General features: G+C 67.7%; 20 protein-coding genes. 11 read left to right on the top strand and 9 right to left on the bottom strand.

Features of this window, described 5'->3' with window-relative positions; all coding sequences use genetic code 11:
* Positions 1-2: 2 nt before the first annotated feature.
* Complete coding sequence (gene rpe / locus ACYQ4T_RS15695) at positions 3-677, bottom strand: ribulose-phosphate 3-epimerase (protein ID WP_459855896.1); 675 nt, start codon at positions 675-677, stop codon at positions 3-5.
* A 230-nt stretch (positions 678-907) separates the two neighbouring features.
* Here rpe and ACYQ4T_RS15690 point away from each other — a divergent pair, with 230 nt between their 5' ends.
* A complete protein-coding gene (locus ACYQ4T_RS15690; RefSeq protein ID WP_459855893.1) occupies positions 908-2110 on the top strand; it encodes a glycine C-acetyltransferase in 1203 nt (400 codons plus the stop codon).
* Positions 2111-2327: 217 nt separating this feature from the next.
* The gene (gene tdh, locus ACYQ4T_RS15685) at positions 2328-3353 is read left to right on the top strand and encodes an L-threonine 3-dehydrogenase (RefSeq protein ID WP_459855890.1); all 1026 of its coding nucleotides are present in this window, start codon (positions 2328-2330) and stop codon (positions 3351-3353) included.
* 2 nt (positions 3354-3355) lie between these two features.
* On the opposite strand, the gene ACYQ4T_RS15680 is transcribed toward tdh, so the two are convergent.
* From ACYQ4T_RS15680 to ACYQ4T_RS15670, 3 genes are all read right to left on the bottom strand, one after another.
* Positions 3356-4003, bottom strand: coding sequence for a CPBP family intramembrane glutamic endopeptidase (locus ACYQ4T_RS15680; RefSeq protein ID WP_459855888.1), 648 nt, complete (start codon positions 4001-4003; stop codon positions 3356-3358).
* 129 nt (positions 4004-4132) lie between these two features.
* Positions 4133-4543: a putative toxin-antitoxin system toxin component, PIN family gene (locus tag ACYQ4T_RS15675; protein ID WP_459855885.1), complete on the bottom strand. Its 411-nt coding sequence runs from the start codon at positions 4541-4543 to the stop codon at positions 4133-4135.
* Entirely contained in the window at positions 4533-4784 is a 252-nt protein-coding gene (locus ACYQ4T_RS15670; protein WP_459855883.1) for a type II toxin-antitoxin system Phd/YefM family antitoxin, read from the bottom strand. Before ACYQ4T_RS15670 ends, ACYQ4T_RS15675 begins: the two co-directional genes overlap by 11 nt.
* A 58-nt stretch (positions 4785-4842) precedes the next feature.
* On the opposite strand from ACYQ4T_RS15670, the gene ACYQ4T_RS15665 reads away from it, so the two are divergent.
* Positions 4843-5304 carry a YaiI/YqxD family protein gene (locus ACYQ4T_RS15665; RefSeq protein WP_459858023.1) on the top strand — a complete coding sequence of 154 codons (462 nt, stop codon included), beginning with the start codon at positions 4843-4845 and terminating at the stop codon, positions 5302-5304.
* On the opposite strand, the gene ACYQ4T_RS15660 is transcribed toward ACYQ4T_RS15665, so the two are convergent.
* The 3 genes from ACYQ4T_RS15660 to ACYQ4T_RS15650 all read right to left on the bottom strand — a co-directional run bounded on the left by ACYQ4T_RS15660 (position 5301) and on the right by ACYQ4T_RS15650 (position 8272).
* Positions 5301-6128, bottom strand: a complete 828-nt coding sequence (locus ACYQ4T_RS15660; RefSeq protein ID WP_459855881.1) for a PAS domain-containing protein — start codon at positions 6126-6128, stop codon at positions 5301-5303. The genes ACYQ4T_RS15665 and ACYQ4T_RS15660 overlap by 4 nt on opposite strands.
* Before the next feature lie 123 nt (positions 6129-6251).
* Positions 6252-6932 (bottom strand): hypothetical protein, encoded by a 681-nt coding sequence (locus ACYQ4T_RS15655; RefSeq protein ID WP_459855879.1) that lies wholly within the window; start codon positions 6930-6932, stop codon positions 6252-6254.
* A complete protein-coding gene (locus ACYQ4T_RS15650; protein WP_459855877.1) occupies positions 6932-8272 on the bottom strand; it encodes an RsmB/NOP family class I SAM-dependent RNA methyltransferase in 1341 nt (446 codons plus the stop codon). The genes ACYQ4T_RS15655 and ACYQ4T_RS15650 overlap by 1 nt, the downstream gene beginning before the upstream one ends.
* Positions 8273-8406: 134 nt before the next feature.
* On the opposite strand from ACYQ4T_RS15650, the gene ACYQ4T_RS15645 reads away from it, so the two are divergent.
* The 3 genes from ACYQ4T_RS15645 (at position 8407) to ACYQ4T_RS15635 (ending at position 12229) form a co-directional block, all read left to right on the top strand.
* Positions 8407-9642: an MFS transporter gene (locus ACYQ4T_RS15645; RefSeq protein ID WP_459855875.1), complete on the top strand. Its 1236-nt coding sequence runs from the start codon at positions 8407-8409 to the stop codon at positions 9640-9642.
* A gap of 154 nt (positions 9643-9796) precedes the next feature.
* Entirely contained in the window at positions 9797-10864 is a 1068-nt protein-coding gene (locus ACYQ4T_RS15640) for a calcium-binding protein (protein ID WP_459855873.1), read from the top strand.
* Positions 10865-11167: 303 nt separating this feature from the next.
* Entirely contained in the window at positions 11168-12229 is a 1062-nt protein-coding gene (locus tag ACYQ4T_RS15635; RefSeq protein ID WP_459855871.1) for a calcium-binding protein, read from the top strand.
* A 24-nt stretch (positions 12230-12253) separates the two neighbouring features.
* On the opposite strand, the gene ACYQ4T_RS15630 is transcribed toward ACYQ4T_RS15635, so the two are convergent.
* Positions 12254-12508, bottom strand: a complete 255-nt coding sequence (locus ACYQ4T_RS15630; protein ID WP_459855869.1) for a DUF1272 domain-containing protein — start codon at positions 12506-12508, stop codon at positions 12254-12256.
* Positions 12509-12575: 67 nt separating this feature from the next.
* Here ACYQ4T_RS15630 and ACYQ4T_RS15625 point away from each other — a divergent pair, with 67 nt between their 5' ends.
* Entirely contained in the window at positions 12576-13580 is a 1005-nt protein-coding gene (locus tag ACYQ4T_RS15625; protein ID WP_459855867.1) for a GlxA family transcriptional regulator, read from the top strand.
* On the opposite strand, the gene htpX is transcribed toward ACYQ4T_RS15625, so the two are convergent.
* Complete coding sequence (htpX, locus tag ACYQ4T_RS15620) at positions 13577-14506, bottom strand: zinc metalloprotease HtpX (protein ID WP_459855865.1); 930 nt, start codon at positions 14504-14506, stop codon at positions 13577-13579. The genes ACYQ4T_RS15625 and htpX overlap by 4 nt on opposite strands.
* A 69-nt stretch (positions 14507-14575) precedes the next feature.
* Here htpX and ACYQ4T_RS15615 point away from each other — a divergent pair, with 69 nt between their 5' ends.
* From ACYQ4T_RS15615 to ACYQ4T_RS15600, 4 genes are all read left to right on the top strand, one after another.
* The gene (locus tag ACYQ4T_RS15615) at positions 14576-14746 is read left to right on the top strand and encodes a DUF1674 domain-containing protein (RefSeq protein WP_459855863.1); all 171 of its coding nucleotides are present in this window, start codon (positions 14576-14578) and stop codon (positions 14744-14746) included.
* Positions 14747-14976: 230 nt separating this feature from the next.
* Complete coding sequence (locus ACYQ4T_RS15610) at positions 14977-15852, top strand: DUF1223 domain-containing protein (RefSeq protein ID WP_459855861.1); 876 nt, start codon at positions 14977-14979, stop codon at positions 15850-15852.
* Between the two features lie 65 nt (positions 15853-15917).
* The gene (lhpI, locus tag ACYQ4T_RS15605) at positions 15918-16865 is read left to right on the top strand and encodes a bifunctional Delta(1)-pyrroline-2-carboxylate/Delta(1)-piperideine-2-carboxylate reductase (RefSeq protein WP_459855859.1); all 948 of its coding nucleotides are present in this window, start codon (positions 15918-15920) and stop codon (positions 16863-16865) included.
* A 99-nt stretch (positions 16866-16964) separates the two neighbouring features.
* Entirely contained in the window at positions 16965-19004 is a 2040-nt protein-coding gene (locus ACYQ4T_RS15600) for a hypothetical protein (RefSeq protein ID WP_459855857.1), read from the top strand.
* Positions 19005-19047: the final 43 nt, after the last annotated feature.

The following is a 19047-nucleotide window of genomic DNA, read 5'->3' as shown; positions in this document are numbered from 1 at the left end:
TCTCACGTCCTGAGGCGTGCGATGTTCTCGGCGTAACGCGCCGATCCGCCCTGGAAGCTCGCGGTGCCCGCCACCAGCACGTCGGCGCCGGCCTTGATCGCGGCGGGCGCGGTGTCGGCGGCGATCCCGCCATCGACCTCGAGATCGATCGGCCGGCCGTTCTGCGCTTCCGAGACCGCGTCGATCTTGCGCCGGAGCGCCGCGATCTTGTCCAGCGCCTGCGGGATGAACTTCTGCCCGCCGAAGCCCGGGTTGACGCTCATCACCAGGACGAGATCGACATTCGGCAGCAGGTAATCGACCACATCGACCGGCGTCCCGGGGTTGAGCGAGATCCCGGCCTTCTTGCCCAGCGACTTGACCAGCTGCACGGTGCGATGGGCATGCGGCCCCGCTTCCGGATGGAAGGTGATGATGTCGGCGCCGGCCGCCGCGAATTCCGGCACGTAAGGATCGACCGGCGCGATCATCAGATGGACGTCGAAGACTTTGTTGCTGTGGGGGCGGAGCGCCTTCACCACCATCGGCCCGATGGTCAGGTTGGGCACGAAATGCCCGTCCATGACATCGACGTGAATGTAATCCGCCCCGGCAGCATCGATCGCCTCCACCTCCGCGCCCAGGCGGGCGAAATCGGCGGACAGAATTGAAGGCGCAATTCTGGTCGGCTGTTGCATGGCTGGGAGGATTACCAGCGCCGTCCCGGCCTGTCACGGGGCATTCTGGGCGCCGCCCCAAAGCCCAACGGGGGCGCGGAAATCCGGCTTTTTCGGACCCGGATCGGCGGGGGACAATTCCCGAGTCGACGCCGTCACGCTCCGCTTGTGGAAAAATCATTGGACCGGCCTGCCAAAAGACGGGCCAATGGCGTATATCCGGTCATCATCCCAACAGCCCCTCCGCCCGCATGAACGCCGCCTTCCTCGCTTCCGTCACCCAGACGCTCGACACGATCCGCGCCGACGGCTTCTGGAAAGCCGAGCGCAAGATCGCCACGCCGCAGGATTCCCACATCACCCTGGAGGACGGGACCAAGGTCCTCAACTTCTGCGCCAACAACTATCTCGGCCTCGCCGACGATCCGCGCCTGATCGAAGCGGCCAAGCGCGGCCTGGACCAGCACGGCTTCGGCATGGCCTCGGTGCGCTTCATCTGCGGGACCCAGACCCTGCACAAGGAACTGGAGGCGAAGCTCTCCGCCTTCCTCGGCACCGAGGACACCATCCTCTACGGCAGCTGCTTCGACGCCAACGGCGGCTTGTTCGAGACCCTGCTCGGCGAGGAAGACGCGGTCATCTCCGACGCGCTCAACCATGCCAGCATCATCGACGGCGTGCGGCTCTGCAAGGCCAAGCGCTTCCGCTACGCCAACAACGACATGGCGGCGCTGGAGCGGGAATTGCAGGCGGCCGACGCCGCCGGCGCCCGCTTCAAGATGATCGCGACCGACGGCGTCTTCTCGATGGACGGCATCATCGCCAACCTGAAGGGCATCTGCGACCTCGCCGAGAAATACCAGGCGATCGTCATGGTCGATGACAGCCACGCGGTCGGCTTCGTCGGCGCCAACGGCCGCGGCTCGCCCGAGCTCTGTGGCGTTGCCGACCGGATCGACATCTACACCGGCACGCTCGGCAAGGCTTTGGGCGGCGCCTCCGGCGGCTATACCTCCGCGAAGCAGCCGGTGGTCGATCTCCTGCGCCAGCGCTCGCGGCCCTATCTCTTCTCCAATTCTCTCGCGCCGAACATCGCCGCCGCCTCGCTGGCGGTGCTCGATCTCCTCGGATCGAAGGAAGGCGCCGACTTGCGCCGGAAGCTCGCCGCCAACGGCGAGCGCTTCCGCGCGGAAATGTCCAAGCTCGGCTTCACCCTGGCCGGCGCCGGTCATCCGATCATCCCGGTGATGCTGGGCGAGGCCAAGCTCGCGACGGCGATGGCCGACGCCTTGCTGAAGGAAGGGATCTACGTGATCGGCTTCAGTTTCCCGGTCGTGCCCAAGGGCCAGGCCCGCATCAGGACGCAGATGAGCGCCGCCCATTCCACCGAAGACATCGACCGCGCCGTCGCCGCCTTTGGGAAGGTCGGCAAGGCGATGGGCGCGATCAAGTGACGACGCGGATGGAGGCATCGACCCCTCACCCCAACCCTCTCCCGCCCGTCGGCGTGGGCCGACATTCGTCGGCGGGGGCGAGGGGGATGTTTCACAACCTATTCTCGATCGGAACCTTCGGCGCGGAAGCGCCCAAAAGAATCCCCTCGCCCCTTGCGGGAGAGGGCCGGGGTGAGGGGTCGAAGGCTCTCCCCGCTTACATCGCGAGACACATCCCATGAAAGCCCTCGTCAAGACCGAAGCCGGACCCGGCCTCAAGCTCCAGGACGTCAAGGAGCCCGAGGTCGGCCATAACGACGTGCTGATCAGGATCCACAAGACCGCGATCTGCGGCACCGACATCCATATCTGGAAATGGGACGACTGGGCGGCGAAGACCATTCCGGTCGGCATGCATGTCGGCCATGAATATGTCGGCGAGATCGTCGCCATGGGCCAGGAGGTGCGCGGCTTCAACCTCGGCGACCGGGTCTCCGGCGAAGGCCACATCACCTGCGGCTATTGCCGCAACTGCCGCGCGGGCCGCCGCCATCTCTGCCGCAACACCTTCGGCGTCGGCGTGAACCGACCCGGCGCCTTCGCGGAATACCTGAGCATCCCCGCTTTCAACGCCTTCAAGATTCCGGACAACATCAACTCGAACCTGGCCGCGATCTTCGACCCCTTCGGCAACGCGACCCACACCGCATTGGCCTTCAACCTGGTCGGCGAGGACGTGCTGATCACCGGCGCCGGTCCGATCGGCATCATGGCCGTGGCGATCGCGCGCCATGTCGGCGCCCGCTTCGTGGTGGTGACCGACGTCAACGACTACCGCCTCGATCTTGCGAAGCAGATGGGCGCGCACCGCGCCGTCAACGTGACCCGCGAGAAGCTGAAGGACGTGATGACCGAGCTCGGCATGGTCGAAGGCTTCGACGTCGGCCTGGAAATGTCCGGCGTGCCCTCGGCCTTCACCACCATGCTCGAGCATATGAACCACGGCGGCAAGGTGGCGCTGCTCGGGATTCCTCCGGCCAACACCGCGATCGACTGGAACCAGGTCATCTTCAAGGGCCTGGAGATCAAGGGCATCTACGGCCGCGAGATGTTCGAGACCTGGTACAAGATGGTGGCGATGCTGCAATCGGGCTTGAACCTCAACCCGATCCTGACCCACCACTTCCCGGTCAAGGACTACGTCGCCGGCTTCGAGACCATGCTCAGCGGCAAGTCCGGCAAGGTGATTCTCGACTGGGCGTGATCTCAGATGAAGAACCAGAGGTCCGCCAGGTAATGGATCGCGACGATCGGCCAAAGCGCGCCTGATCGGCAATAGAGCCGCATGAAGACCAGGCCGAAGACGCCGGCGATGATCATGTTGGGCACACCCGTCCACCAGTGATAAGCGCCAAACACGGCGCTGCTGACGAGGATCATCGCCCGGCCGTCGCCGAGGCCCTGGAGCGCCAAGCGCATCACGCGCCGGAAGACGATCTCCTCGTGCCAGGCGACCAGGGCGATGCCGAAGGTGAGATCGAGCACCCGCAACCAGCCCTCCGGCCGGGGATAGTAGCCGAGGCGCAGCTCGGGCAGCAGCGCGCCGCAGATAAGCCCCACGATCAGCGCGACCCAGGTGATGGGGATCAGCAGCAGCCCCCAGTTGATGACGATCGCGAGGGAGATTTGGAGCCGCTCGCGCCGATAGACCGCGGCGCGCACCGCCGGATCGACGGCAAGCAGCAGCAACGCGGCGGCGCGCCCGGAATAGTCCCAGAACAGCCAGGAAGCGGGATCCCTCTGCTGCAGGCGGATGAACTGCACCGCCACGTCCACGCAGAGGACAAGCACCAGCCAGGCGGTGATCGGGCGCACCGCCGGAATCGCAAGCTCGCCGTTGCCGGCCGACCTCATGCCGTCATATTAGAAGGCCTGGCGGATCGCCTCGCATGATCCGCGTCACAGAATCTGCGACTTTCACGCCCGAGCCCGGCCCAAAGCATGCCGCAAATCTACATCGATGCCGATGCCTGCAGGTCGTGATTATCGCTTGAGATAAGCTGCCGGCGTGATGATGGCGACGCCGTGAAACGGATCGAGAGCAAGCAGATCCTGGTCGCCCGTTATGATCACGCTGGCTTCGCCGTTGACGGCGAGATCGAGAAACTTGTCATCCTTTGCGTCGCGGCAAACTTGGAAATGGCGATGGATCGGAATGATCTTCGCGGCGCTTCCGACCAGCCGTATGAAAGTCCGGCGCTCTTCGAGCGAAAGGTAAGCGTCGAACTTGGGGCGATCCAGGACATCCGCAAGCTCCTCAAGCGTCGCGTCGGACAGCAGGACAGTGCCGTCGTTGAAGGCTCGATCGACCGCCTGCGCTGGTACGGATCCGGGATCAAGCAGGCGACTGACATAGGTGTTGGTATCAATGACGATTCGAAGCTCAGTCGTCATCGGCCAAGAGCTGCTGCAACTTTTCCTCGGTCAGCCCTCGCTCCTTCGCGCGCGCACCGATGCGATCACAGAACCGCTGGAGTTCCGCAATGTTGGCGCCGCGCAACCGGTCGTATTCTCGAGGTGACATCACGATCGCGACGTCGCGCTGCTGACGGCGAATGACGACCGGCTCACTCTGGGCCGCATCCAAGAGCTCGGCGAGACGCTGCTTGGCTTCGGTCGCTGAAAACTGGCGCATCTTGCACCTCCGCCGACAATATGTCTATTTTGGACGAAATAGTCAATATGGACGAATGATGACCGCGATCTACATCGATGCCGATGCCTGCCCGGTGCGCGAGGAGGTCTATCGCGTGGCCGATCGCGTCGGGCTCGCGGTCTTCGTCGTTTCCAACGGCTCGCGGCCGATCCGGCCCACCGGCAACCCGCGCATCCAGATGGTCATCGTGGCGGAAGGCGCCGATGCGGCCGATGACTGGATCGCCGAGCGCATCACGCAAAGCGACATCTGCGTCACCAACGACATCCCGCTGGCCTCGCGCTGCCTGAAGAAACAGGCGCGGGCGCTGGCCGCCAACGGCAAGCTCTGGACCGAGAACAATATCGGCAATGCGCTGGCGGGGCGCGAGGTCGGGCGCCATCTCCGCGAGACCGGCGTCAATACCGGCGGACCGCCGCCCTTCTCCAAGGCGGACCGCTCGCGCTTCCTGAATGCCTTGGATGCGGTGGTGCAGGCGGCGCTGCGAAGCGGCGCCTAGTTGATCCCGACCAGGCTCTTCATCTTGCTCATGAAGCCGCCGCTCGACTTGTTCTCGCCCCGGCCGGACAGGCTCTGGCGCATGTTGCGCATCAGATCGCGCATCGCCTCGGCGTCGGCATCCGCCGGCATCGCCTCGGTCTTGTGCGAGAGGCCGAGCTTGTCGGCCGAAACGCCGACCTCGGCCGCGGTCTCGGTGATCTTGCCGGCGATGTCCGCGGCCGCGACGTCCTTGTCGTGCATCAGCGTGTAATGGCCGGGTTCCGGGCGCGAGACCACGCCGCCCGCCGCGCTGTCGATCAAGGTTTCGCCGATCTTCTGGTCGAGCTCGGCATGCTTGGCGGCCGAGAGGCCGGCGCCCGAGGGCGACACCGTCAGCGCCTGGGCGCGGAAGACCGAGAGATCGAGCGCCCGTCCGGCGCTGGCCGCCGCGGCGGCAGCCACCGCGGAAAATTCATCCTCGCTCGCCAGCGCGTCGCCGTCGCTCACTTCGGCGATCGGCCGCGCATTCTCGGCGCCGCTCTCCGACAGCATCAGCCACCAGGCCATCGGCCCGGAGCCCGGGCGCGCCTGGAGTGCCAGCTTGTTCTCGCCGCTCATCGGCGTGCGCAAGGTGACCTGGACCACCTCGTTCCAGCTCCGCTGCGAGAGTCGGCCCATCATCCGCATGACGTGCAGGCGATCGTCGTCGCCGATGAAATTGACCAGATGCTTGCCGATCAGCACTTGCTGCAGCATGCCGAAATGCCGGGAGAGATTGCCCCGCGCCTCCTGGATCTGGGTCGCCTGATCGACCAGGAAGGACATGTCCCAGGTATCGGCCATGGTGGAGTTCCGCCTGAAGGTGCCGTGAAAACCCGTCCGATTATCCCGGCGCAAGGTTAACCAGACGTCAATCCTAAACGCGAAATTTGGGGATAACCGGCAGATCTCAGCCCTTTAACCGGTCTACCGGAGCCACACCCGCAGCGGCCCGAGCTCTTGGAATCCCAGGCTTTTCATCAGTGCCAGCGCCGGATCCTGCTCATAGCCCACCACCGGCAGGCCGGGGGCGAAGTCCTGGACGGCGGCCAGGCATCCGGCGGCCAGCTCGTCAGGCCCGAACAGGTTGGAGAGCCCGACCACCGCGGCCGACCGGCTGGCGACGCAGCCGGCGACGATCCGCCCATCGACCTCGGCGGCGATGAAAGCGTGGTCCGGCTCCTGGAGCAGCGAAGGCCGGAACAGGTCGAGCGCGGTCTCATCACCGCGCCAGGCCTGTTCCCAGCGCGCCAGCGATGCCGCATCCCGCAGCACCCGCCTTGGCGCGATGTCCGATTGCTGCACGGGCTGCGGGTCGCGCCAGATCCAGGTCGCGTCGAACAAAGGCGCATAGCCGTGCGCCGAAAGATCGAGGGCGGCGAAACTGTCCTTGACCGCGAAGTCTTCCCGAGCCGACGCGATCGCCGGCGGCACCTGCTCGCGTGGTTCCAAGGTCACCGCGTTCGGGTAGAAGGGCGGCGCTTCGCCTGGATTGATCCAGAACTCCGCCTCGAAGCGGCAAGGCTGACCCCAGCTCCGCGTGACCGCGTCGCACCACTCAGCATTGTTGCGTGCGGCGAGCGCGATGCTCGGATCAACCGCGCGCATCACGCAATCTTCACCAGCCGCGCCGCATAGAACCCGTCCATGCCGCCTTCGCTCGGGAGATGGCAGGGCAGGGTGCGCAGATCGCCCAGCGGCGTCAGCAGTTCGCGCAAGCCGAACACCTCGCTCTCGCTGAGCGGTGCGCGCTGCAGATCGCCGTGCCGCGCCAAAGCCGCTTCGATGCGCGCCGGTCCTTCCTCCGGCTGCAGCGAGCAGACGCAGTAGAGCAGCGTCCCGCCGGGCCGTGTCAGGCGCAGGGCCGCGTCGATCAGCCGGTCCTGCGCGGCGGCGAGCTTCACGATGTCGCGCGGGTCCTTGAGCCAGGCGACGTCGGGATGCCGCCGCAAGGTGCCGGTGGAGGAGCAGGGCGCATCCAGCAGCACGATGTCGAAGTCAGACGCCGCATTCCAGATCGTCGCATCCGCCGCGTCGCATTCGGCGATCAACCCGAGGCGGTCGAGATTCTGCTTCAGTCTGCGCAGCCGGTCCTGCGAGCGGTCGAGCGCCGTCACCTTGGCGCCGGCCGCCGCGAGCTGGGCGGTCTTGCCGCCGGGTGCGGCGCAGAGATCGAGCACGCGCCGGCCGAAGACATTGCCCAGCAGCTTCACCGGCAATGCCGCGGCGAAATCCTGCACCCACCAGGCGCCCTCGGCGAAGCCCGGTGCCTCGTCGAGGCGCTGCGGGCGTTCCGGATCATGCGGCGCGCGCCGCAACGTGCCCCCGGGGAGGATCCGCGCATGCAGGGCCTCCGCCCATTGCGCGCTCTCCACCGGCCGCTTCACCGTGAAGTCGAGCGGCGGCTCATCCAGCAGCGCGCCGGCAATCGCCGCCGCCTGCTCGGCGCCATAGGCCGCAGACCACGACTCCCAGAGCCAGCCCGGCAGACTCGCTGCGCCGGGCGGCACTTGCGCCAGAAGCGCATCGCCTTCATTGGCGATCCGCCGCAGCACCGCGTTGACCAGGCCCTTGTAGCCTGCCATCCCGCCGAGCCCCGCGGCCAGCGCCACCATGCTGTCCACCGCGGCATGGGCCGGCGTCTTCAGCACCAGCAATTGCGCGGCGCCGAGCCGCAGCACATCGGTGATGCTGCGCGCCCGCGCCGGCAGCGGCCGTTCCAGGCAAAGCGCGATGATGCGGTCGATCCGCGCCAGATGCCGCAAGGTCGCCGTGGTCAGCGCCCGCACGAATTGCCGGTCGCGGTTCTCGAGCGCAGCCAGGTCGGGGTGTCGCTCGAAGGCGTCTTCCAAGGGGCGCTTCTGCTCGAGGACACGCGCCATCAGGTCGAGCGCCAGGCCGCGCGCGGAGACCTCGGGTTTCGGCGATGTTTTCCTGCTGGTTGCCATTCCGTCTTCTAGCCTTGAACGGCGTCGCGGTCGCGCAGGAAATCCTGCGGCGCCCGGCCGAGGGCGCGGCGCACGGCGCCGGCAGGCCCCGCCGGCTCTCGACCAGTGCCCGATCAAAGGGCATTCTCCAGCCCATGACCGCGACCACGCTCGATCTCCCGACCGGCCAGTCCCACCGCAAGATCCAGCTGCGCTGGCTGGGCGGCGGGCATTTCCTCGCGCATTTCTCGATGCTGATCTTCGCCACCGCGGCGCTGGAGATGGGTCCGGAATACGGCGCCACCTACGGCGCGCGGCTGGCGCTGGCGACCGGCGGCTTCATTGCTTTCGGCGCGCTCGCCGTCGCCTGGGGCTGGCTCGCTGACCGGCGCGGCGCACCGGGCCTGCTCAAGCTCTTCGCCTGGGGCGTCGCCGCGACCCTGGCGATGGCGGCTTTCGCGCCGGCGACGCCGGGGCTCGGCGCCGTCTGGCTGGCGGTCGCGCTCACCGGCATCGGCGTCGCCGGCGCCATCTATCACCCGGTCGCCAACAGCGTGATCGCCGGCTGGGGCGCGGCCTCCGGCAGCGCCTTCGCTCTCAACGGCGTCTTCGGCAATGTCGGCATCGCCATGGCGCCGCTGGCCACCGCTGGCCTCATCGCGCTGTTCGGCTGGCGCGCGGCCTTCGTCATCCCGGCGATCGCCGCCGTGGCCCTGGCGTTCTCGCAGCCGCCTGGGCTCGGCTTCGGCGCTCATGCCGAAGCGGCAGCGCGATCCGCCGCGCCGGCGCCGGGCACAATCCGCATCGCCCTGGTCATCCTCTCCATCCTCGCCGCGGTCGATGGCGTGATCTTCAACCTCGCCACCATCGCTTTGCCGAAGCTCTTGAGCGAACGCGGCGCGGCGTTCAGCGCCGATCCGCAAGCGGTCGCGGCAAGCCTCGGCACCATCGGCCTGATCGGCTCGATCGTCACCCTGTTCGGCGCCGGGGCGCAGATCCTGGTCGGCCGCCTGCTGGCCCGCTGGTCGGCGCTCGCGCTGCTCGCGCCGGCCGCCGCGATGCAAGTGCTGGGCGGGCTGCTGATGGCCTCCGACAGTCTCTATGGCTTCGGCGCCGGGCTGCTGCTGCTCTTCATGGCGATCTTCGCCTTGGCGACCCTGGGCGACGCCGCCGCGGCCCTGGTCCTGCCGCCGGCCTTCCGCGGCCGCGGCTATGCGCTTCTCTATCTCCTGAGCTTCCTCAGCGGCGCCGTCGCCGCTCCGCTCGCCGCCTATCTCGCCGACCATGGCGGGATGGTGGGGGCGGCTGGATTCATCTTCGGCTTCGGCCTCGTCTCCCTGGCCGGCGCGGCCTTCCTGGCCTGGCGCCGGCGCTTGCCCCAAACGGCGTGACCCCATCGGCGTGCCCCCTGGCGTGCCCCCCGGCGTGACTGTCGTCACAGCCAGACTTCATTCCTGACCGCCATCGGAAACCTGTCGGTCCGGCCCTGCGACGGGTCTGGGGAGAGGCTTTGCACCCCACCCTTTGGACAGACAGGAGTGTGTCATGGCTTTGAACAGCAGCAATCCCGGCTCCACCCAGCCCGGCACCCTCCCCCCGAGCCAGATCCCGGTCTACTGGTTCATCAACGGCGACGAGCTCGCCAACACGCTGACCGGCAGCTCCAAGAACGAGATCATCAACGGCAACGGCGGCGACGACGTCATCAGCGCCGGCGGCGGCGCCGACAAGGTCTATGGCGGCGCCGGCAATGATTCGATCGACGGCGGCGACCAGAACGACCTCCTGGTCGGCGGCCACGGCAATGACTCGATCTGGGGCGGCAACGGCGACGACGCGATCTACGGCGACACCGACCAGACCTTCAACAATCCGACGGTCGGCACGCCCACCGGTGACGATTACCTGCGCGGCGGCGCCGGCAACGACAGCGTCTACGGCAATTCCGGCAACGACGAGATCCATGGCGACAGCGGCGACGACGCGCTCTGGGGCGGCACCGGCTACGACGACCTCTATGGCGGGCTCGGCAACGACGTGATGCACGGCGAGGCCGACAACGACTTCCTCTACGGCAACCAGGGCGAGGACATCCTCTACGGCGAGGCCGGCCAGGACCGGCTCTACGGCGGCGACGGCAAGGACGGGCTCAGCGGCGGCGACGGCAACGACCGCCTCTATGGCGAAGGCGGCGGCGACGTCATCGTCGGCGGCGCCGGCAACGACGATCTCTACGGCGACGGCTCCTACAACAACAACGGCATCGACGGCGACGACCTGCTCTCGGGCGGCGACGGCAACGACCGGCTGTTCGGCGACGACGGCAGCGACACGATGTGGGGCGGCGCCGACAACGACCGCTTCTACATCGACGCGACCTTGAGCGGGAATGACGTGATCATGGACTTCAACGCCGCCGAGGACACGCTGGTGCTGGAGCATGTGCTCGACGCCAACGATCCCAATGTCTCGCTCGGCGCCTCGGCCGACGGCGACGTGCTGCTGCAATTCGCGGGCAGCGGCGCCACGCTCGAGCTCAACGGCTTCCAGGCGGCGAACTACGCCAATCTCGGCCAGCTCGACGCCGCCATCAACATCACCTACCAGCCGTAGCCCCGCCGGTCCGCGGCCTACCCCAGCCACCCCCGCCCTGACCGGCGGGGGTGGCTTTGTTTTGGCGCCAGGTCGAAGGCCCAGACCGACGCCTGACGGTCACCGAACCGCAATTCATCCGGTTGCAGCGCAAAAACCCGGCAAAACACCGGCCACTTGCCGAGAATACCGGTGAATCGGCGTGACGCTCCTCACAGTCCCCTGGCTTAAGCGCCCTCCGGCGCAAACCGGGCCGGAGGGCCCGGCGACAGGTCTGGGGACTGGTACACACCGCCCCTGCGGGGACAAGAGGAGGAACGTGTCATGGCTTCGAACAGCAGCAATCCCGGACCCAATCTGCCCGGCAATCCGATGCCGCAGCCCAACATCCTGTGGCCGATCTACGGCGACGAGCTCGCCAACACCCTGATCGGCGGCGCCAAGAACGAAGCGATCTACGGCTATGCCGGCGACGACAAGCTCTATGGCAATGGCGGCGCGGACAAGATCTACGGCGGCGACGGCGAAGACAAGATCGACGGCGGCACCGAGAACGACTACCTGGTCGGCGGCGATGACAACGACACGATCCTGGGCGGAACCGGCGACGACGTGATCTACGGCGACGGCGAAGTGCTCCTGCCCATCGGCAACGCCAGCGGCGATGACACGATCAACGGCGGGTCCGGCAACGACACGATCTATGGCGGCGCCGGCTGGGACGACATCGACGGCGGTTATGGCAACGACACCATCTACGGCGGTGCCGGCGTCGATACGATCAATGGCGGCTCGGGCAACGACACCATTTATGCCGGGACGGACGGCGGCCGGATCAAGGGCGACGACGGCAACGACACCATCTACGGCAGCGACGATGGCGACCGCATCCACGGCGGCAAGGATGCCGACACGATCTATGGCGGTGCCGACGATGATCGGCTGTATGGCGAAGGCGGCAACGACTGGATTTCCGGCGGCGGCGGCAACGACGACATCCGCGGCGACCACAGCAACTACAATGATGTCGGCGCGCCCGGCGATGACGTCCTGGACGGCGGCGCGGGCAACGACCGGCTGCAAGGCGAGGAGGGCAATGACACCCTGACCGGCGGCACCGGGATGGATTGCTTCAGCTTCGACGCGGCGCTCTCCGGCCACGACGTCATCACCGACTTCAACGTGGCCGAGGACGACATGCTGGGCCTCAACGGCGTGCTGGATCTGCTGGATCCGAACGTCAAGGTCACCAGCACGGATGACGGCGATCTGCTGATCAAGTTCGCCGGGAGCGGCGCCACGATCGAGTTCGACGGGTTCCAGAACCAGGGCTGGACCAGCCTGACCCAGCTCGACGCGGCCATCAACCTGGTCGTCAACCCGTAAGCGGAAACGCACCGCGCCGCCGCCTCAGGCGGCGGTGCGGGCGCCGCAGGGGCCGGAGCGGAGCTGCCGTTTCTGCGAGGCCGGGTCCTTCAGCAACTTCGCCGCCGGGCGTATCGGCCGCGGCACCAGGTTGCCGCCGCAGTTCGGGCAGACCCCGGCGAACACCGTCTCGGCGCAGGCGGCGCAGAAGGTGCATTCATAGGTGCAGATCCGCGCCTCGGTACTCTCCGGCGGCAGGTCGCGGTCGCCGCATTCGCAATTCGGCCTGAGTTCCAGCATCGCTCGATCCTTTCATCGGTGGAGCGATTCCGGTTTACCGCCGCGGCGTCTTGGCATAAATGACGTTATGCCCTCGTTTCCTGCCAAACCCCGCAACGTGGTCTTCGTGGTGTTCGAAGGCGCGCTGGCGACCGACATCGCCGGCCCCTCCGATGCCTTCGGGATCGCCAACCGTCACGACCCGGCGCGCGGTCCGCTCTACGAGCTCCGCTATGTCTCGATCTCCGGCGGGCCGATCAGGACCTCGTCCGGCCTGGTGGTCGAGACCACGCGGGCGCGGACGGTATCACCCGACGGCATCGACACCCTCATCGTCTCCGGCGGCTCCTTCATCCAGGAGACCATCCTCGACCGGCCGCTGCTGCGCTGGATCGCCAAGGCGGGTGCGAGGGCACGGCGCAGCTGCTCGGTCTGCTCCGGCGCTTTCCTGCTGGCCGAGGCGGGATTGCTGGAAGGCCGCCGCGCGGTCACCCATTGGTCGATGACCGACATCTTTCGCGCCCGCTATCCCGGCGTGAAGCTGGAACTGGACCCGATCTTCGTCGAGGACGGCCCGGTCTGGACCTCCGCCGGCGTGACGGCGGGCATCGATCTCGCCGTGGCGCTGATCGGGCGCGACCACGGCGCCGCTTTGTCCATGGACGTCGCCAAGCAAATGGTGATGTTCCTGCAGCGCCCCGGCGGCCAGGCGCAATTCAGCGCCGCACTCCTGGCCCAGGCCGGCGCCTGCAGGCGCGACGATGCGCTCCACGCGATCACCGGCTACGTCGCGGAGAATCTCGCCGGCGATCTTTCGGTTGCGGCCCTGGCGGAAAAAGCCGGCATGGCGCCGCGGACCTTCGCGCGCCTCTTCACCGATCGCGCCGACGGGCTGACGCCGGCCAAGCTGGTCGAATCCCTGCGGGTCGAGGCCGCCGCGCGGGCCCTGGTCGGATCGAACCATCCGGTGAAGCGGATCGCCGCCGGTTGCGGCTTCGGCGATGAGGAGCGGATGCGCCGCGCCTTCCTGCGCCGTCTGGGCGTCGCGCCCAACGATTACCGCGCGCGTTTCGCGGTCAGCCCTCCAGGTTAACCCCAGGGCCCGCGCGGGCGCTGCGAAGGCTCGGTCTGCGGGATGAAGCTCCGCCCCGGCCGCGTTGGTTGCGGCGCCGGCGCCGAAGCGCCGCTTTCCATCGCCAGCAGCCGCGCGATCCGGTTCTCGGTCGAGGGGTGAGTCGAGAACAGGTTGTCGGCCCCGCTGCCATGCAGCGGGTTGACGATGAAGAGATGCGCGCTGGCCGGATTCTGCTCGGCGCGCGGGTTGGGGATCGCCGCCGCGGCGTTGGAAATCTTGTGCAGGGCCGAGGCCAGCGCGCGCGGTTCGCCGGAAAGCTCGGCACCGGCGCGATCGGCCTCGTATTCCCGGCTGCGCGAGATCGCCATCTGCACCAGCATCGCGGCGATCGGCGCCAGGATCATCACCAGCAGCGCGCCGATTCCGCCCAGCGGCGATTCCCGGTCGCGCCCGCCGAGACCGCCGAAGAAGAACAGCGACTGCGCCAGCATGCCGATGGCACCCGCCAGCACCGCGGTGATGGTCATGGTCAGGCTGTCGCGGTTCCGGACATGGCCGAGCTCATGCGCCAGCACCGCGCGGACTTCGTCGCGGTTGAGGCGCCGCATCAAGCCGCGGGTCGCGGCGACCGCGGCATTTTCGGGATTGCGCCCGGTGGCGAAGGCATTCGGCTGGTCGCTGTCGATCAGATAGACCTTCGGCACCGGCATGCCGCCGCGCGCCGCCAGCTCCTCGACGATCGCGTTCAAGTCGGTGTTCTCCACCGGCTGGGCGCCGTACATGCGCAGGACCAGCTTGTCGGAGAACCAGTAGCTCCCGACATTCATCACCAGCGCCAGGCCGAAGGCGAACATCATGCCGGTCTGGCCGCCGATCAGCCAGCCGCAGGCCAGGAACAGGCCGGTCAAAGCCGCAAGAAGCAGAGCGGTGCGTGCGTAACCCATGGACGTATCGATCTCCTTTCCCGCAGAAAATCGTGGTGCCGCCCGGGTTTTTCAAGCTAGCGTCGCCGCATGACCGAGAAGCCGAAGTCGCCCCAATCCATGCCCGCAACCCCACCCGAATCGCCCCCGCATTCCCCGGCGGCGAAGCCCGCTCTGCCCAAGGAGATCGGCGGCCCCAAGGGCCCCGAGCCGACCCGCTACGGAGACTGGGAGCGCAACGGACGGGTATCCGATTTTTAGCCTTTCTTCACCCGGCCCGGTTAGTCTTAAGGCATGGAATTCCAGAGGCTTACACCGTCACCCGAACGTGATTGGCCGCTGCTTCCTTGGCGGACTTAGGTTCTGGCGATATGCGCTTCGGTTGGTACCCTGACGGCCCCCTCCTGAGACAATGGCGGAGTGCGGGCCTTGTTGTATTGCTCGCGGGCGGCTTGGCCGCCTTCGCGGCCTTGAATCTTGGAAGTTCGGCCGTGGCGCAGGAAGCGCCCGCGGTGCCGCTGCCGACGCCGCTCACCACGCCGAAGCCGCCCAGCGTGCCGGTGATTGGCACCCAACCCTCGCCCCCGCCGGGCTACGAGGCGGTGACTCCAGGCACGATCCCCGCCGCCAACATGCCGGCGGCCGGGGTCGGCGTCGCCGCGCCCGCGCCGCAGCGCCAGTTGATCCGCCCGGAAACCGAATCGCGGCCGATCGTGATCGAGCTCTTCACCGCGCAGGGCTGCAGCAACTGCCCCGCGGCCGATGCCTATCTCGGCACGCTCGCGCGGCGGAAGGACGTGCTGCCGCTCTCCTTCCATGTCGACTACTGGGACTATATCGGCTGGAAGGATCAGTTCGCCGACCCCGTCTATGTCGGCCGCCAGCGCGCCTATGCGATGACGCTCGGCCAGCACATGGTCTACACGCCGCAGGTCGTGGTCGCCGGCTCCAGCGATGCCCAGGGTGCCAACCGCGCCATCATCGAGCAGCGGATCCGCGAGGCCAAGGCCCGCCAGAAGATGTACCCGATCGAGGTGGTGCGCGACCCGCAGACCGGCCAGGTCCTGCTGGAACTGCCCGAAGCGAAGCTGCCGGTGCCGGCGACGATCTGGCTGGTCACCTACCAGTACAAGGACGAGTCGGCGATCAACAGCGGCGAGAACAATGGCCACAAGTCGGAATCCTTCAACACCGTGCGCTCGCTGCAGAAGGTGGCGGTCTGGAACGGCGGCCGCAGCACCTTGCCGCTGAAGCTCGACGCCAAGGCCAAGGCCGCCAATCCCAACGGCTGCGCCATCATCGCCAACCTCGCCGACTACGGCCCGATCGTCGCCGCCGTCGCCTTCGACTTCGGCGACGCCTGGTAGCCGCGCGGCCGGTTCCCGAACGCGCCGAAAACGCGTAGCTTGCCCGCGCAACACCAGGGGCATCCATGACCGACAACATTCCCTTCGTCTCATCGGCGACGCTCGACGCCAAGCTCGACTACCCGTCGCTGATCGCGGCGCTGAAGGCCGCTTTCGCCGCCGACTGGACGGTGCCGGTGCGCCATCACCACGCCGTCGAAATCCCCGGCGAGCCGGAGCAGACCCTGCTGTTGATGCCGGCCTGGGAAGGCGGGAAGTCGGTCGGCGTCAAGCTCGTCACCATCACGCCCGGCAACGGCGCCCGCCATCTCCCCGCGGTGCAGGGCATCTATCTGCTGCTCGATGGTGCCACCGGCATCCCCAAGGTGCTGATGGAGGGCACCACGTTGACGGTGCGCCGCACGGCCGCGGCCTCGGCGCTGGCGGCGAGCTTCTGCGCCCGCCAGGACGCCGCGACGCATCTCATGGTCGGCGCCGGCGCGCTGTCGCGCCCGCTGATCGAGGCGCACCGCGCCGCGCGCCCCATCACGAAGACCCTGCTCTGGGCGCGCAAGCCGGAGCAGGCGGCGGCGAAAGCTGCGCAACTCGCCAGGGCCGGTATCGCCGTCGAGGTCGCGCCCGATCTCGAAGCGGCGGCGCGGTCGGCCGACATCATCTCCTGCGCGACGCTCTCGTCCGCGCCCTTGATCCGCGGCGCCTGGCTGAAGCCCGGCGCGCATCTCGACCTGGTGGGCGCCTACACGCCCGAACTCCGCGAATCCGACGACGAGGCGGTCAAGCGCGCGACGCTCTTCTGCGACACCCGCGGCGGCGCGCTGAAGGAAGGCGGCGACTTGGTCCAGCCGCTGAAATCCGGCGTCATCCAGGAGAGCAAGGTCGTGGCTGACCTCGTCGACCTGTGCAAAGGCAAGCATCCGGGCCGCACGCGCGACGATGAGATCACGCTGTTCAAATCCGTCGGCACGGCCATCGAGGACCTCGCCGCCGCCAAGCTGATGCTGGAGCGGATGTAGGGTCTTAACCCTAAGCCCCGTTGCCAAGCTCCGGCCGCGGGGTATTCTTTCCTGCGTGGCGGCGACAGGCGGAACGCCTGCACGTATTGGGGGGAAGCGATGACGCGGGTCTTGGCGTTGGTGCGCGTGTGGGCGGTCCTCGCAATCGCGGGCGCCGTCCTTTCCGTTCCGGCCTGGGCGCAGGACGCCGCGGTCAAGGCGGCGCTCGACGATCTCGCCCGCTTGGAGCCGCAGATCTCGGCGCTGACGCCGGGCCAGGGTGCCGGCATCAAGCGGCTGCAGAATCTCCTGACGGTCACCAAGCAGAGGCTCGACGGCGCCGACAAGAGCGATCCGGATTACCCCTCTGCCGCCGACCGCGTCGCGAAGGCCGAGGCGGCCCTCGCCGACCTCGCGGCCGGCAAGACGCCGGGCGCCGCGCCTGTTGAGCCCGGGGCGACGGGTGCGGAACCCGCGGCGCCGGCGGAACCGGCCGCGCCTTCGTCCGATCCCAAGGTCGCCGCCGCGCAGGCGCATCTCGAGCAGCTGAAAGCAGCGGTCGCCTCGACCCAGCCTTCCGAGATCGACAAGATCAAGCAGCAGCGCGCCGAGCTTGACGCGCTGGCGCGGGAGCTCAGCGCTTCGCAGAATGCCAGCGATCCCGCTTGGGTCGCCGCGGCCAATGGCTACAATGACCTCGTCGCGCAAATGAACGCGCTGATCGCCGCTGCCAACAGCGATGGCGCGGCACCGTCGCCAAGCACCCGCGGCGACGTCAATGTCGAACGCGCCGAGCACGAGCTCTCGCTGATCGAGCGCCAGGTCGAGCCGATGCAGCCCGGGGACAAACGCCTCGGCGAGCGCTTCCTCGCCGATCTCGACCGCATCAGCCAGACCCTCAACGCCTTGCCGGACAAGAGCACGCCGGAATGGCAGGCGACGGATGCCCATCGCGCCAAGCTGAGATCCGCCATCGTCGAGAAGCGGGTCGCGGCGCTGAAGGAAGCGCTCCAGAAAGAGATCGACCGGGTCAATGCCCTGACTTCGACCGACTTCGTCGTGGCGGAGACGGTCGATGGCCTGCGCCGCGATCTCGATGGCCTGCGCGCGGATCTCGACGCCCTGGCGGCGCCGCAGGATGCCGGCGTCATTGCGCTCGGCCAGGACATCACCCAGGTCGCCGGCGCCATCGACCAGCGCGCGCAGTCCGCCGGCGCCGCCACCGCGCAATATGGCGACGTGAATGCGCGGCTTGCCGAGATCGATGGCCATGCCCGCGCCTTCAAGGTGCCGCCGCCGCTGGCCGGCAGTGCGACCAAGGACGAGGCGGCGGCTTACGGCGCGGCGATCGCCGAGATCCGCCGGCAGAGCGCGGAGGATCTCACCTGGCTCGACAGCATCAACGGTAAGGTGCCGCTGAACCCGGAGCAGATCGAAAGCTTCAACCGTTCCCAGGCGGCGCTGGCCGTGACGACGCCGCAGGAGGTCAACCAGTCGCTGCTGAACACCCAGGCCACGCTCGACGCCGCGGTCCAGCAGGGTCTCACCTATGCCGAACTGCTGAACAACGCCGATGCCGGCAATGCCGACGACCAGGCCAACCTCATGACCGGCGCCGGCAAGTTCGAGGAATACCAGAACAACCTCGCGGCCGGCCTGGTCGCCGTCGATGCGGCATCGGCGCTGGATGCGGCGGTGGCGCGGACCGACGCGCCCGACCGCGCCGCCCAGCGCGCCAAGATCGCCGGCGCGCTGGAGAAATACCAAGGCAGCCATGCCGAGGCGCTGGCTTCGGTGCGCATGCCAGAGGCGCGCTCATCAAGCGCCGAGCTTGTCGCGATCGCCGAGGAGGTATTGAAGCGACCGGAATATGCCTACCAGTGGAAGCGGCTGGTGGTGAATGCCGACCTGCAGCATTTCGACAAGATGACCGGCAGCATCGACGAGAACACCAGCAGCGACCTGGTGGTCAGCGTGTATCACTGGGTCTGGGACGAGTTCCAGGTCACCACCGCCGAGCAGCGCGAGGGCAAATGGTATCTCTACGCCAACAAGCTGCGCCGCTTCACCTCGGGCGGCCCGACCACGCCGACCGGTCGCTGGATCCTCGCCGACCGATTCGAAGGCAGCGAGATCCTGGAAGCGAACATCGCGGAGTGACGCGGCCGGCATCCGGTTGTTTGACAAGGCGGGAGGTGAGCCC

The organism is Dongia sp. agr-C8 (genome assembly GCF_054658695.1).
The sequence above is the reverse complement of the archived record's forward strand: the minus strand, read 5'-3'. Positions and strand labels throughout refer to the sequence as shown.